This window comes from Mesorhizobium sp. M0659, from assembly GCF_040320605.1.
Taxonomy (GTDB): Bacteria; Pseudomonadota; Alphaproteobacteria; order Rhizobiales; family Rhizobiaceae; genus Mesorhizobium.
Window position 1 is genome coordinate 337,330 of the sequence record NZ_JAMYPY010000001.1, and the last position, 14,104, is coordinate 351,433.

Annotated in this window: 14 protein-coding genes and 1 pseudogene; 4 read left to right on the forward strand and 11 right to left on the reverse strand. The window is 63.6% G+C overall.

The features are described 5' to 3' along the window. Nucleotides 1–12: 12 nt before the first annotated feature. From NKI31_RS01770 to NKI31_RS01815, 10 genes and pseudogenes are all read right to left on the reverse strand, one after another. Nucleotides 13–630, reverse strand: a complete 618-nt coding sequence (locus NKI31_RS01770) for a riboflavin synthase (RefSeq protein WP_023727518.1) — start codon at nucleotides 628–630, stop codon at nucleotides 13–15. Nucleotide 631: 1 nt separating this feature from the next. Then, nucleotides 632–1,762 carry a bifunctional diaminohydroxyphosphoribosylaminopyrimidine deaminase/5-amino-6-(5-phosphoribosylamino)uracil reductase RibD gene (gene ribD, locus NKI31_RS01775; RefSeq protein WP_023819341.1) on the reverse strand — a complete coding sequence of 377 codons (1,131 nt, stop codon included), beginning with the start codon at nucleotides 1,760–1,762 and terminating at the stop codon, nucleotides 632–634. A gap of 2 nt (nucleotides 1,763–1,764) precedes the next feature. After that, nucleotides 1,765–2,259: a transcriptional regulator NrdR gene (nrdR, locus tag NKI31_RS01780; RefSeq protein ID WP_023669351.1), complete on the reverse strand. Its 495-nt coding sequence runs from the start codon at nucleotides 2,257–2,259 to the stop codon at nucleotides 1,765–1,767. A gap of 138 nt (nucleotides 2,260–2,397) precedes the next feature. After that, on the reverse strand, nucleotides 2,398–2,982 hold the full coding sequence (locus NKI31_RS01785) for an invasion associated locus B family protein (protein ID WP_352650175.1): 585 nt from the start codon (nucleotides 2,980–2,982) through the stop codon (nucleotides 2,398–2,400). Nucleotides 2,983–3,062: 80 nt separating this feature from the next. Further along, the gene (gene glyA / locus NKI31_RS01790) at nucleotides 3,063–4,376 is read right to left on the reverse strand and encodes a serine hydroxymethyltransferase (protein ID WP_023669349.1); all 1,314 of its coding nucleotides are present in this window, start codon (nucleotides 4,374–4,376) and stop codon (nucleotides 3,063–3,065) included. A 171-nt stretch (nucleotides 4,377–4,547) separates the two neighbouring features. Continuing rightward, nucleotides 4,548–6,190, reverse strand: a pseudogene (locus tag NKI31_RS01795) (Na+/H+ antiporter). Between the two features lie 183 nt (nucleotides 6,191–6,373). After that, entirely contained in the window at nucleotides 6,374–7,627 is a 1,254-nt protein-coding gene (locus tag NKI31_RS01800) for a L,D-transpeptidase family protein (RefSeq protein ID WP_023682396.1), read from the reverse strand. Between the two features lie 378 nt (nucleotides 7,628–8,005). Further along, nucleotides 8,006–8,521, reverse strand: coding sequence for a transcriptional regulator LdtR (gene ldtR / locus NKI31_RS01805; protein WP_023672997.1), 516 nt, complete (start codon nucleotides 8,519–8,521; stop codon nucleotides 8,006–8,008). 203 nt (nucleotides 8,522–8,724) lie between these two features. After that, nucleotides 8,725–9,147: a DUF6163 family protein gene (locus NKI31_RS01810; protein WP_023672998.1), complete on the reverse strand. Its 423-nt coding sequence runs from the start codon at nucleotides 9,145–9,147 to the stop codon at nucleotides 8,725–8,727. Next, nucleotides 9,144–10,181, reverse strand: a complete 1,038-nt coding sequence (locus tag NKI31_RS01815; protein WP_023823271.1) for an enoyl-CoA hydratase/isomerase family protein — start codon at nucleotides 10,179–10,181, stop codon at nucleotides 9,144–9,146. The genes NKI31_RS01810 and NKI31_RS01815 overlap by 4 nt, the downstream gene beginning before the upstream one ends. A gap of 180 nt (nucleotides 10,182–10,361) precedes the next feature. Between NKI31_RS01815 and NKI31_RS01820 the strand changes: the two genes are divergently transcribed. Next, nucleotides 10,362–10,865 carry a pyridoxamine 5'-phosphate oxidase family protein gene (locus NKI31_RS01820; RefSeq protein WP_352650177.1) on the forward strand — a complete coding sequence of 168 codons (504 nt, stop codon included), beginning with the start codon at nucleotides 10,362–10,364 and terminating at the stop codon, nucleotides 10,863–10,865. Between the two features lie 88 nt (nucleotides 10,866–10,953). Further along, nucleotides 10,954–12,009: a porphobilinogen synthase gene (gene hemB, locus NKI31_RS01825; RefSeq protein ID WP_023743621.1), complete on the forward strand. Its 1,056-nt coding sequence runs from the start codon at nucleotides 10,954–10,956 to the stop codon at nucleotides 12,007–12,009. A gap of 34 nt (nucleotides 12,010–12,043) precedes the next feature. On the opposite strand, the gene NKI31_RS01830 is transcribed toward hemB, so the two are convergent. Then, complete coding sequence (locus NKI31_RS01830; protein WP_352650179.1) at nucleotides 12,044–12,370, reverse strand: DUF1330 domain-containing protein; 327 nt, start codon at nucleotides 12,368–12,370, stop codon at nucleotides 12,044–12,046. A 175-nt stretch (nucleotides 12,371–12,545) separates the two neighbouring features. Here NKI31_RS01830 and NKI31_RS01835 point away from each other — a divergent pair, with 175 nt between their 5' ends. Both NKI31_RS01835 and NKI31_RS01840 read left to right on the forward strand, forming a co-directional pair. Further along, nucleotides 12,546–13,241, forward strand: coding sequence for a winged helix-turn-helix transcriptional regulator (locus tag NKI31_RS01835; RefSeq protein ID WP_023682403.1), 696 nt, complete (start codon nucleotides 12,546–12,548; stop codon nucleotides 13,239–13,241). Between the two features lie 110 nt (nucleotides 13,242–13,351). Then, entirely contained in the window at nucleotides 13,352–13,996 is a 645-nt protein-coding gene (locus NKI31_RS01840; RefSeq protein WP_023689515.1) for a dihydrofolate reductase family protein, read from the forward strand. Nucleotides 13,997–14,104 lie beyond the last annotated feature (108 nt).

Below are 14,104 nucleotides of genomic sequence, written 5' to 3' on the forward strand. Positions count from 1 at the left end.
TCCCAGGGGGGCTCAAAGCCCCTCTTTCACTGCCTCGACCAGTCGCGCGGCGTAGCGGGCCATGGTGTCGATCTCGAGGTTGACCTTGTCGCCCACCTTGCGCTCGCCCCAAGTCGTCACGGTCAGCGAATGGTGGATCAACAGCACATCGAAACGGGCGCCTTCGACCTTGTTGACGGTAAGCGAGGTGCCGTCGAGTGCGACGGAGCCTTTTGGGGCAATGAATTTTGCCAGTTCGCGCGGCGCCTCCAGCGTGAAGCGAACGGCATCGCCTTCATCCTTCCGCTCGGCGATTTCGGCCATGCCGTCGACATGACCCGACACGATGTGGCCGCCGAGTTCGTCGCCGATCTTCAGTGCCCGCTCGAGATTGACCTTGGTGCCTGATTTCCAGCCCGACGCCGTGGTCAGCCTCAGTGCCTCTTCCCAGGCTTCGACCTCGAACCAGCGGGCGTTCGAGCCGCCATCTGGCAGCGCCGTCACCGTCAGGCAGACGCCGCCGCAGGAGATCGAGGCACCGATGGCGATCGTCGCGGGGTCATAGGCGGTGTCGATGCGCAGGCCGACGCCTTCGCTCAGCGGCTTGACGGCCGCGACGGTGCCGATATCGGTGACAATTCCAGTGAACATTTCAGATATCTCTCACCCATTCGGCATAGCTGTCTTCCCCGAAGCGCATCTCGCGCAATTTGCGGAAGCCTGCCGGGATATGGTTGGCGTCGATGGGCGATGCAATGCCGCCCTCGCCGATCGCTTCCGGTCCCTGGAACAGCACGATGCGGTCGACCAGTCCTTCGGCGAGGAAGGCGCTGGCCACCTTGGCGCCGCCTTCGACCAGAACGCTGGCCATGCCGAGCGCGCCGAGATCCTCGAGCAGCTCCGGCAAGGCAATGCCGCCTTCATGGGTTTCGGTGCCGATGAAGCGCACACCGGCACGCTCCAGCACCGACCGCCGCAGCGGGTCGGCCTCCAGGCTCGCGGCGATATAGAGCGGCACCCGGTCGATGCCGGAGACCAGCTTCGAGGCTTCGGGCAGCCTGATCTGGCGGTCGAGCACGATGCGCGCCGGCGAGCGGTTCTCCAGCCCCGGCAGCCGCACGGTGAGCGCGGGATCATCCTCCAGCGCCGTGCCGATGCCGACCAGTATGCCATCGGCTTCGGCGCGCATCAGATAGACTTCGCGGCGGGCGACATCGCCGGTGATCGCAACCTGGCCGGCGCCATGCCTGCCGATCTTGCCGTCGCTGGAAAGCGCAAGCTTCAGAGTCACTTCCGGGCGCTTTTTCAGGGATCGAATCAAATAGCCGGCCATCTGCTCGGCGGCTTCCTCGACCAGCACCTTTTCGACCACTTCGATGCCGGCGGCGCGCAGGATGGCATAGCCTTTGCCGGAGACGCGCGGATCGGGATCGCTGGCGGCGCCGACGACCCGCGCCACTCCGGCATTGACCAGCGCGTTGGCGCAAGGCGGGGTGCGGCCATGGTGGGCGCAGGGCTCCAGCGTGACATAGGCCGTGGCGCCGCGCGCCAACTCGCCGGCTTCAGCCAGCGCCTCGGTCTCGGCATGCGGCCGGCCGCCAACAGCGGTGACGCCGGTGCCGACGATCGTCGGCCCGGCGCCATCGTCGCGAACGATGATGGTGCCGACGGAAGGGTTGGTCGACGTGCGGCCGGCATTTCTGCGCGAGAGCCTCAGCGCTGCGGCCATGAAGCGGCGATCGAGGGCCTGCTGATCGGCCTTCCCTGACGTTTGGCTTGCCATGCTCAGCCGGCGTCCTCTTCGCTCTTCAGCTCGTCGCCTTTGAGTTCGTCACCTTTGAGCTCACCCAGCACATCGTGGAAATCCTTGGCCTCGCGGAAATTGCGATAGACAGAGGCGAAGCGGACATAGGCGACGTCGTCGAGCGACTTCAGCGCTTCCATGACGAGCCGGCCGACCTCGCCCGAGGCGATTTCCGTCTCGCCGGAGCTTTCGAGCTGGCGCACGATGCCGGTGACGGCGCGGTCGATGCGCTCGGGATCGACATTGCGCTTGCGCACCGCGATCTCCACCGAACGCAAGAGCTTGTCGCGGTCGAACGGCACCTTTCTGCCGGACTTCTTCACCACCACGAGGTCGCGCAACTGGACGCGCTCGAAGGTGGTGAAACGGCCACCGCAATCGGGACAGACGCGCCGCCGGCGGATCGCCGCGCCATCCTCGGCGGGGCGCGAATCCTTCACCTGCGTATCTTCGGACTGGCAATAGGGACAGCGCATGGAGAGCCTTCAGGTTGGCGATTCTGGCGGAACGATAGGCTTAGAGGTTTTTGCCGGGACGGCAAAGGTTCGGCAACGGCCGCTCGCGCCCTCAGAGATAGCGAGGCGGGAGGAAAATTGCCAGCCGCGCCAGATATGTCAGGGGGCGACGTCCTTGGTCGGGAAGCCGCAGGACGTTCCGAGGTTGCGGTAGGCCTTGGTGAAGCCATCCATCGGGATGCTGGCGACAGCCTGCTTGCCGAACGTCACATCGAGCGAGATGACCTGGCGCATGGCCCGCAACAAAGCGAGACTGGTCTTGACCTGGTTGTCGACGGTCCAGCTCGGGCGGCCGGCATCATTGGAATAGACGGTCGCGGAAACCTTGACGCCGGGGTCGCCAAAGGTCGCGGCGATCTTCTTGCCGGTCGGCAGGTCCTTGTTGGCGATCGTGAACATGATCGCCGGATAGGCATCGGGCGGCAGGGCGTCGCCAGTCGAGATCGAAAGCGTCAGCGTGCCGGCATTGCCGTTGCCGTCGAGAAAGGCCGTGGAGGCCGCACAGGTCTTGTGCGAATCCTGGCCGGTGTCGAGCGCATCAATGATGGTGGTCCACCTGCCAAAGGTGTTGGTGCCCGGGATATCCGTGCCCGGCTGCGTCTGCTCCTGGGCGATCGCGCCCGACACGGCGACAGCGGCAAGCGAGCCGAGAAAGGCCAGAACGGCAGGATGGAACATGCGCATCGTCAGATCTCCAACAGGCCGCGCCGCCCGAACAGCAACCGGCGCAGAGCGCGGGATAAAAGACGAAGCGCCGCTGGCGGTCAACCGAGATAGGGATAGAGCGGGAAACGATCGGTCAGCGCCACGACCTTGGCCTTCACCGCCGCCTCGACCGCCGCATTGCCTTCGTCGGAATTGGCGACCTTCAGCCCGTCCAGCACTTCGGCGATCAGCTTGCCGATCTCGCGGAACTCGGCCTGGCCGAAGCCGCGCGTGGTGCCGGCCGGCGTGCCCAGACGCACGCCAGAGGTGACGAAAGGCTTTTCCGGATCGAACGGGATGCCGTTCTTGTTGCAGGTGATGTTGGCGCGGCCGAGCGCTGCCTCGGCGCGCTTGCCGGTGGCGTTCTTGGGCCTGAGATCGACCAGCATCAGATGATTGTCGGTGCCGCCGGAGACGATGTCGAGGCCGGTTTCCTTGAGGCTCGACGCCAGCGCCTTGGCGTTGGCGGCGACGCTCTCGGCATAGAGTTTGAAACTCGGCTTCAGCGCCTCGCCAAAGGCGACCGCCTTGGCGGCGATGACATGCATCAGCGGCCCGCCCTGCAGGCCGGGGAAAACCGCCGAGTTCATCTTCTTGGCGATGTCCTCGTCATTGCACAGGATCATGCCGCCGCGCGGGCCGCGCAGCGACTTGTGCGTGGTTGTGGTGACCACATGGGCGTGCGGCAGCGGTGACGGATGCACGCCGCCGGCAACCAGGCCGGCGATATGGGCCATGTCGACCATCAGATAGGCGCCGACCGCATCGGCGATCTCGCGAAAGCGCTTCCAGTCCCAGATGCGCGAATAGGCGGTGCCGCCGGCCAGGATCAGCTTCGGCTTGGTCTCATGCGCGGTCTTTTCGATCGCGTCCATGTCGAGCAGATGGTCGTCCTTGCGCACGCCATAGGAAACGACCTTGAACCATTTGCCGCTCATATTGACGGGCGAGCCGTGCGTGAGGTGGCCGCCCGAGTTCAGGTCGAGGCCCATGAAGGTATCGCCCGGCTGCAGCAGCGCCAGGAAGACCGCCTGGTTCATCTGGCTGCCGGAATTCGGCTGGACATTGGCGAAGTTGCAGCCGAACAGCTTTTTGGCGCGCTCGATGGCGAGTTCTTCGGCGACGTCGACGAACTGGCAGCCGCCATAATAGCGCTTGCCCGGATAACCCTCGGCGTATTTGTTGGTCATGATCGAGCCCTGCGCTTCGAGCACGGCGCGCGAAACGATGTTTTCCGAGGCGATCAGCTCGATCTCATGGCGCTGGCGGCCAAGCTCGTTGCGGATCGAGCCGAAGATCTCCGGATCGGCATCTTCCAGCGTGGTTTCGAAGAAGGATTCGAATTTGTTCGACGCTGCCGCTGCAGTTGCCATGGCCTGAAATCCTTCGGTTCGGGGCAATTATCTATGCATATCCTTGCCCCGAAACCGCTGCACGGTTCCGGGCGACATGCATTGCCGCGCCATTAACACAGTTGTTTTCGCCTCGCCACGTTTGCAGCGCGAAATTTGCTGGCCGGATTGCGCCAGAGCGGCCCTGAACCGCTATTTTCGCTCCTGCCGCCCCTGCAGCAAGGCTTCGGTGAGCGTGATCTCGGTAAACAACGCCCTCGCCGTGTGGTCGTTGATCGCACCGCTGCTTAACATGTCGCGCACGGCGGTGCGCTCGGGGTCGATGCCGGCCGCATTTCGAGCTTCAGCCGCCCGGCCTCGCGGGCCTCTGCCCGGGCGTCGTCGGCCTCGTCCGAACTGGCGATCCGGCGCCGGTAGCCGGCGACGATGTTTTCGGCGGCGGCAAGCCTGGCGCCGGGCACCTCGCCGTGGTCGTCGTCGCTGGCGCCCGCCATGCTTTCGACGCGGGCGATGGCCGCCTTGGCGGCGCCGATGCGGGCGAGACGCTCCTCGATGGCGCTGCCATCCTCGCCCGGCTCGACCAGCCCGCGCGCTATCTTCGGCAGCGCCACGCTGGCGATGGCGAGCGAACAGATGATGACGCCGGCGGCGAGGAAGATCACCAGGTCGCGCGCGGGAAAAGGCGAGCCGTCCGGCATGGCGAGCGGGAGCGACAGGATGCCGGCCAGCGTGATCGCGCCGCGCACGCCCGCCACCGAGCCGGCAAGCCGCACACGCATGCCAAACGGCTCGGCCTTGCGCTTTCCCCATTTTGCCTTGAGGCCTGCCGCGATATCGCCGACCCAGATCCAGAGGAAGCGCAGCGCGATCAGGCACAGCGTCAGCGCTATCACCGTCGCGACCGGCTGGATGATCGGGTAATGGCCGGTCAGTTCGGGCGGCACGCGGCGAATGATTTCGGGAAGCTGCATGCCGAGCACGATGAACAGCGCGCCATTGTAGACGAAGGACAAGGTCGTCCACAGCGAGATCGTCTGCATGCGCGCCGAGACGCCGAGGAAGCGGAAGACGCCGGAGCCGCCGGTCAAAAGCCCGGCGGTGACCGCCGCCAGAATGCCTGAGGCATGCAGATGTTCGGCGACGAGATAGGCAATGAAGGGCAGCAGGACCATGACCAGAACCTGCGCCTCGGCCGGAACGCCGCCGATGCGATTCAGAAGCTGCAGCAGCCTGGCGGCGATGAACAACGCGGCGATGCCGGCCAGGATGCCGATGGCGACGGCATAGACGAAGGACAGCGATGCATCGGCGAAGGAAAAGCTGCCGGTCACGGCGGCGGCGACGGCGAAGCGGAACATGACCAGGCCCGAGGCGTCGTTGAGCAGCGCCTCGCCTTCCAGAATATGCATCAGCCGCGCCGGCACCAGGCTTCTGTCGACGATCGAGGACACCGCCACGGCGTCGGTCGGGGACAGCACGGCGGCGAGCGCGAAGGCGACGACCAGCGGGATGCTCGGCACCAACCAGTGCAAGGCATAACCGAAGCCGACAATGGTAAAGAAGACCAGCCCGATGGCCAGATCGAGGATCGGTCCGCGCAGCGCGATCAGCTCGCGTTTGGGCGCTCCATAGGCATCGCCGAACAAAAGCGGCGGAATGAACACCAGCAGGAAGAGTTCGGGGTCGATCTCGACATGGATGCCTTTCACCGGCCAGGCGAGCGCGGCGCCGATGGCAATCTGCAGCACCGGCAGCGGCACCCGAACCAACCGCACCAGTGCGCCGGAAAGAGCGACGAAGACCAGCACGGCGAGGATGAAGATTGCGACCTGCATGGCGCGATTCCGGCTGTTTTGAGGACCATGCGCAATTGCCGTTAGTCCGTCCAGATGGGCCTGCGGCGCAACGTCCGGCAGTGTTCATGGCCTGCATGGCTGGCGGCCACCAGTCTTCTTCTGTTGGGATGTCGAACGGAAAAGGCCACCTTGCGGTGGCCTTTCCTAAATGAGATCAGCCGCTTAGAGCGAAGAGGTGATCTGCAGTTCGCTGGCGCCATCGAGCGCGTAGACGTCGTCGCGGAACTGCACGACGCCCGGACCCGTCGACCAGGCCGACACATAGAGGAAGTGGACCGGAACCGGGTTGACGACCTGCACCGGCGTGTTCTCGCCGGTCTTGATGGTAGCCTCGAAATGCTGGCGGTCCCAGCCGGGTGTGTCGCGCAGGATCCATGTGACGAGGTCGCGCACGTTCTGGACACGCACGCAGCCCGAGGAATCGAAGCGCATCATCTTGCCAAACAGGCTTTGCTGCGGCGTATCGTGCATGTAGACGCCGTCGGGGCTGGGGAAGTTGATCTTCACCGAGGCCATGGCGTTGCCGGAACCCGGATCCTGGCGGAAGCGGTATTTCGCGGCATCATCCGTCGACCAGTCGACAGTCATCGGATCGACTTCGCTGCCATCAGGCGCAAACAGCCGGATGTGGCTGTCCTTGAGATAGTCGGGGTTCTTCCGCATCAGCGGAATGATGTCCTTGCGCACGATCGAGACCGGCGCGTTCCAGTAAGGATTGACGATGATCTCGTTGATCTTGGAATTGACCACCGGGGTCTGGCGGTCGATCTTGCCGACGATTGCGGTGTGGCGCAGCACGACGCGATCGTTCTCGACCGCCTCGATCTGTGCCGCCGGGATATCGACCAGCACATAACGGCTGCCCAGCGTGCCGGCCTTTTCGCGCAGGCGCTCCAGATTGGTCTGCAGCTGACCGAGGCGGATCTGCGCCGAAACGTTCATCGCCGCATAGGTGTATTTGCCCATGGCGCCGTCGGCCGGCAGGCCATGGCGCGCCTGGAAGCGCTTGACCGCGGCGTCGACATAGGAATCGAACGACGTCGAAATGCCGGCGCTCTGCGCCAGGTCGCCCGAAACCATCAGCCGCTTGCGCAGCGGCACCACGTCCGGATCGTCGACGCCAAGCTGCAGCTTCTTTGTCGCCGGCACCTCGCCCCAGCCGCCCTGGGCGACGATGTTCTGATACTGCGCCACAGCCTGTTCGGTGAAGGCGACCGTCTGTAGGCTGAAGATCGGCAGCGTCGAGGCGACCTTGCCGCCTTCGGAGGCGCGGGCGTCGAACTGGTCGTCCCAATTGCCACGGTTCGAAGACTTCAGGATGTCGTCGATCACATCCTGCGCGCTGGCGGCATTGGCAACCATGGCAACGGCGAGCGCGGAAGCTCCGGAAAGGAAAAAGCGGCGGCTGGTTCTCATGGACGTTCCAGACATTCCTGTCGTGTTTGGCTTGTAGCGTTTGGCTGTTGCAGCGTTCGGCTACGTGCTCGATCTTGGGCGATATCGCCCGCACTCTAAAGTTGGCACTGTTAACAATTAGCCAACCATGACCTGCATCACTTAGCCGTGAAAAGCGGACCGCAATGCGACATTACAGGCGCGCCTATGGCTTTCGCCGCCGCATCACCCGCACCCTCGCTTCCACCGCGAATATGGCGGCAACGTGGCTTTGCGCCGAATTTGGACGCGCAGGCGGCTCGAAAAAGAAAAGGCCGGTGCTTTTCGGCACCGGCCTGTTGACTGAGACTTTCCTCCGGCCGCGCTTCTTCCGGCGCAGCTGCTATTCAGTGCCGCGTCTTACATCCGATAAGCGATGGTGTCGTTCCAGAAGCGGTCGAGGCGCTGCAGCGCGCGGTTCATCTGCTTGAACTCTTCGCTGTTGATGCCGCCGACCTGTTCGATCGAGCCGACATGGCGCTCATAGAGACCGGCGACGACTTCCGCCACTTCATTGCCCTTCGGCGTCAGCGAAACGCGGACCGAACGGCGGTCGATGCGCGAGCGCTGGTGGTTGATGAAGCCGAGATCGACCAGCTTCTTCAGATTGTAGGAGACGTTCGAGCCGAGATAGTAGCCACGCGAGCGCAGCTCGCCGGCGGTCAATTCGGAATTGCCGATATTGAACAGAAGCAGCGCCTGGATGGCATTGATGTCGGAACGGCCGTTGCGGTCGAACTCGTCCTTGATCACGTCAAGCAGACGGCGATGCAAACGCTCCACCAGCTGAAGCGATTCCATGTAAAGCGAACGGATAGCCTCGCGGCGATCGTCGGATACGTTGGCGGTCTTCGCCGCCGGACGCGAATTGATCATTGTCTTTGCCTCTCGTTTGTCGCCCTGGTGATTTTTTGTTTTTCACCTTGATTGCGACACTATCGAATACTCATAAAATTCGACTTAAACGCTAGGGCTAACAAGAGCTTACCGGTAATAGGTTTCGCAAGACGCTTAACGAACGGTCACCCGAGCAAGGATAATTAACCTAAAGATTTAGCCAATGGCTGCGGGGCGGCGTTTCAGGCGCGCGCGGGGCGCTTGCGCATCCAGATGACGATGCGGAAGGCGATGTAGAGCAGCGCGACCGCGGCATGCGAGAAGACGATCAGCGGCCGGTGGCCGTACAGATCGGGGAAGCCGGCATACATGATGGTCTCGGTCACCGCGCAGATGAACCAGATCACCGGGCCCCACGACGCCAGCATCCAGAGGCCGGCGGCGGCGAAGGGGAAGAACACGGCCAGCATCACCGCCACGACCTGCCAGTGCACCGGCATCAGGTCGAAGCGCCACAGCGGGCCGGGATAAAAGCCGATCAGCCGGATCCAGTACAGGATGCCGAACAGCAGGCAATAGCCCGCTATGACGCGCTGGAACCAGGCGAAGATGATCTCGACACCCGAGGGCTGCAGCACGATGCGCCGCGACGTGACCTCGCTCACAGTTCGAGCTCCCGTTCGAGCGGCGCGAAATAGGCGTCCACCGAAGCAGCGTCGACCTCGGCCAGGCTTGCCGGCCGCCACTGCGGCGTCGAACCCTTGTCGACGAGGACGGCGCGGATGCCTTCATAGAAGTCGTGCCCGGCCAGCATGCGGTTGAGGATGCGGAACTCCATCTTCATGCAGGCTTCCATCGACAGCGTCAGCCCGGCGCTGATCTGGCGCCAGGCGACATTGAGGCTGGTGGGCGAGCGGGTGCGGATGGTGGCCAGCGTCTTGGCGGCAAACTCGTCGGCGCCGGCCGCCCGCTCCAGGCTATCGAGGATTTCGGCGAGCGAGGGTTGGGAAAAATGCCGGGCGATGGCTTCCAGCACCGGCTGGGCGGTTTCGCGCCGGGCCGGCACGAAGAAGCCGCGCAGCACCGATTCCGGATCGCCATTGGCGCAGAGCCGATCGAGAAAGGCGGATTGGTCGGCGGCCTTTATGGTGTGGGTGGCCAGGCCAGACCACAGCGCATCGCCATAGCGGATGCGGTTGCCGGTCAGCGCCAGATACATGCCGAAACTGCCGCCAAGGTCGGGCAGAAGATGGCTGCCGCCGACATCGGGGAAGAAACCGATGCCGACTTCGGGCATGGCGAACTGGGCGTTCTCGGTCAGCACGCGCTGCGAGCCGTGGAACGAGATGCCGACGCCGCCGCCCATCACGATCCCGTCGATCAGCGCGACGTACGGCTTTTTGTAACTGTTAATGCGGGCGTTAAGCCGGTATTCGTCGGCGAAGAACTCGACCGGCGGCTTTCCGGCGCGGGCCTCGTAGACGTGCATGATGTCGCCGCCGGCGCAAAACGCCCTGCCCTCGGCCTTGACGACGACGACATCGATGCCGGCGTCGCGCTCAAAAGCGTCGAGCGCCTTGTCCAGCGCCTTGATCATGCGATGTGTCAGCGCATTGAGCGCCTGCGGCCGCGTCAGCGTGACGACGCCCGCCTTGCCCAACCGTTCGAAGCGGATCTCGTCGCCGCCGCCAAAATCCATCGTCAGAGAATCCCTCCCCGCGCCTGCGGGACTGAAGTGCTAAAGGTGGCGCATGGGTGCGTCAACCGGCGGGCGCGGTTTGGATGTTCGCAAGGGAACGCGACCGTGCTTTGCCCCCGGCAGAAATGCGCGCAAAATTGCCGGGCAAAACAGCCTTTCTTCTGATGCAGGGACAAACGCATGACGCTTGAAACCGCAGCGCCGAGCCGTGGCTGGGGGATGCCGAAAAAGTTCGACCCGGATGATGTTCTCAGCCGCCCGCTGATGGCCAATCTGGCGACCGTGACCGCTGACGGCGCGCCGCGCAACGCGCCGATGTGGTTCATCTGGGAGGACGCTGCGATCTGGCTGCTCGCGACCGGCGCAAGTGCTGTCAAACACCTCGAACGTGACCCGCGCTGCGCCGTGGAGATCGTCCATTTCGACAATGAGGCCGGCATCCTGCTGCATCTCGGCCTGCGCGGCTCCGCCACCATCGAGCCGATGGCGCCGAACCGCTTCGAACGGCTGCTGCACAAATATCTCGGCCCGGAGGCGACCTGGAACCGCTGGTTCATCGACAATGTCGCCGACATCGGCCATCCGGACGGGCGCCTGATCCGGCTTGCCCCGAAGAGCATCTTCACCAACAATGTGTCGTTCTTCAAAACCGGCCCCGAGCTGGCGTGGCCGCCGAAGCCGTAAGCAGCGCGTTATCGACTGGCACAATCGTGTCGCATTGGTCAGCGGCAAGGCCTCGTGGTAAAAGCCGCCCCGACCCGGAGTTTTTGCGATGAACAAATTCACCCCCGCGACGAGCAACAAATTCGCACCGGCAAAGCCCGCCGGTGCGCGCAGCGTCGACGAGATCACCGGCAGCCGCCGCTTGCGGCGCATGCGCAAGGCCGACTGGTCGCGCCGCCTGGTGCAGGAAAACCGGCTTACGGTGAACGATCTGATCTGGCCGATCTTCGTGATCGACGGCAAGAACACGCGCGAGCCGATCGCCGCCATGCCCGGCGTCTTCCGCCTGTCGCTGGACCTCGCCGTCAAGGAGGCCGAGCGGGCCGCTAAGCTCGGCATTCCGGCGATCGCCACCTTCCCCAATGTTGAACTCAGCCTGCGCGACCAGACGGGATCGCACATCCTCGACCCGGAAAACATAATCAACCGCGCCACCCGCGCCATCAAGGACGCGGTGCCCGAGATCGGCATCATCACCGATGCCGCGCTCGATCCGTTCACCTCGCACGGCCATGACGGCATCTTGCGCGACGGCATCATCGTCAATGACGAGACAGTGGAACAGGTGACCGCCGCGGCCGTCATCCAGGCAGCGGCCGGCGCCGACATCATCGCGCCGTCCGACATGATGGACGGCCGCATCGGCGCCATCCGCGACGCACTCGACGCCAACGGTTTTTCGGATGTGGCGATCATGTCCTATGCGACGAAATTCGCCTCCGCCTTCTACGGCCCCTACCGCGAGGCGGTCGGCACCGCCGGCCTGCTCAAGGGCGACAAGAAGACCTACTATCTCGACCACGCCAATTCCGACGAAGCGGTGCGCGAGGCCGAGCAGGATATCGCCGAGGGCGCCGACATGCTGATGGTCAAGCCCGGCATGCCCTATCTCGACATCATCCGCCGGCTGAAGGACGAGTTCCAGATGCCGACCTTCGCCTACCAGGTTTCGGGCGAATATTCGATGATCAAGGCGGCGGCCGCCAATGGCTGGATCGACGGCGAGAAAGCGATGCTGGAATCGCTGCTCGCCTTCAAGCGCGCCGGCTGCGACGGCATCCTGACTTACTTCGCGCCGGAAGTGGCGCAGATGCTGAAGGGTTAGCCGGAACCTGGATGCTCCGGGTTCCGGCTTTTCCTCACGCCTTTGGCAAATAAGGAATCGTTCCGGCGAGATCGGTATCGTCGATCAGCTGGAAGCGGCTGTCGCTGCCCTTCCGGCGCTCCGCCACAAACGGGGCGTATTGCGGATCGTTGGTGAAGGCCTCGGCTGCCTTTGCCGACGGAAACGCCATGATGGCGATCAGGCTGGTGTCGAGCGGCTTGCCCTCGAGCGTCTTCACGTTGCCGCTGCGGGCGAGGTATTTGCCGCCATGCCTGTGCACGAGGTCGTGCACCGAAGCGGCATAGGCCGGCACCCATTTGTCGTCCTTCACCTTGATGTCTGCGATCACGTAGGCGGTCATTTCAAAACTCCTCATGGATCGGCACCGGACTGCCCGGCGACGTACCGCTGCCTCGCATGGCAGCGCCGGACCGCTCCAGTCACAGAACTGTACCGGGGGTGCCAGTACAGCTTCTGTACTGGCTGAACTCAGGTTTTCTGAATAAGGTCCGGCAACATCTTTTGGAGCTCACCACATGACACAAGCCGGTTACAAGCAATTCTGCCCGCTCTCCATGGCCGCCGAGCTGCTCTGCACACGCTGGACCATGGTGCTGCTGCGCGAACTGGTGGCGGGATCGACCCGCTTCAACGATTTGCGCCGCGGCGTGCCGAAAATGTCGCCAACCCTTCTGTCGCAACGGCTCAAGGACCTCGAGGCCGGCGGCATCGTCGAGCGGACCGAGATCGCGACCGAGAAGGGCGTGTTCGAATACCGGCTGACCGAGGCGGGCCGGGATTTGCGCCCGGTTGTCGAGGCGATGGGGTTTTGGGGCCAGAAATGGGTCGAGGCCAGGCTGTCGCTCAAAAACCTCGATCCGTCGCTGCTGATGTGGGACATGCGGCGCAATCTGAACCCCAGTCCGCTGCCGGACGGGCGCACCGTGATACAATTCCTGTACCATGACCTGCCGGCGTCAAAACGATCGTGGTGGCTGATCGTCGAAAAGCAGGGCGAGGTCGATCTTTGCTGGTACGATCCGGGCTTCGACGTCGATCTCTACGTCTCGACCGATCTGTGCACCATGACCTCGATCTGGATGGGGCTGACGACAGTTCACAAGGAACGCGACAAGATCAGCCTGACCGGCGATCTCGACGTCGCCGGCAAGATGCAGATCTGGCTTGGGCTCAGCCCGTTTGCGGTGATGCCGAAGCGCGTGGCGGCTTGAGGTCCCTGCGCATTCCACAGATCGGCTTGCCTCTAAAAATACTAGTTGCAAAATGCAATCAGTTTGAATACTGATTGCAAATCACAACTGGTCACCAAAGGGAGTCTTCCATGTCCAAACTGCGCGTCAATGCCTTCACCTTGTCGCTCGACGGTTTCGGCGCCGGTCCTGACCAGGACCTGCAAAATCCGCTCGGCGTTGGTGGCGAAGATCTGCACAAATGGATGACCGGCACCCGCACCTTCCACGAGATGGTCGGCAAGGATGGCGGCAGCACCGACGTCGACGACCGGTTCACCGTCCGCAGCTTCGACAATGTCGGCGCCTGGATCCTCGGCCGCAACATGTTCGGCCCGATCCGCGGCGAATGGCCGGATGAGAACTGGAAGGGCTGGTGGGGCAACAACCCGCCCTATCACGTGCCGACCTTCGTGCTGACCCATCACAAGCGCGACCCCATTGTGATGGAAGGCGGCACCATTTTCCGCTTCGTTACCGGCGGCATCCACGCCGCGCTCGAACAAGCAAAGGCTGCGGCCGGCGGCAAGGATGTCCGCGTCGGCGGCGGCGTTTCCACTATCCGGCAATATCTCAAGGAGAAGCTCATCGACGAGTTGCATCTGGCTGTGTCGCCAGTGTTGCTCGGGAGGGGCGAGAGCCTGTTTGCCGGGCTGGATATGCTGAAGCTGGGTTACCAGTGCACCGAGCAGGTGGCGACAGCGCTCGCCACGCATGTGACGATCAAGCGGGTGTAGTGGCGAAGTGATAGGCGCAGGCTTCTTTCTCCCCGTTCTACGGGGAGAAATGCCCGGCAGGCAATGAGGGGCAGCGCTGCTTTTGGAGGTTAGCAGCGTCCGACGACT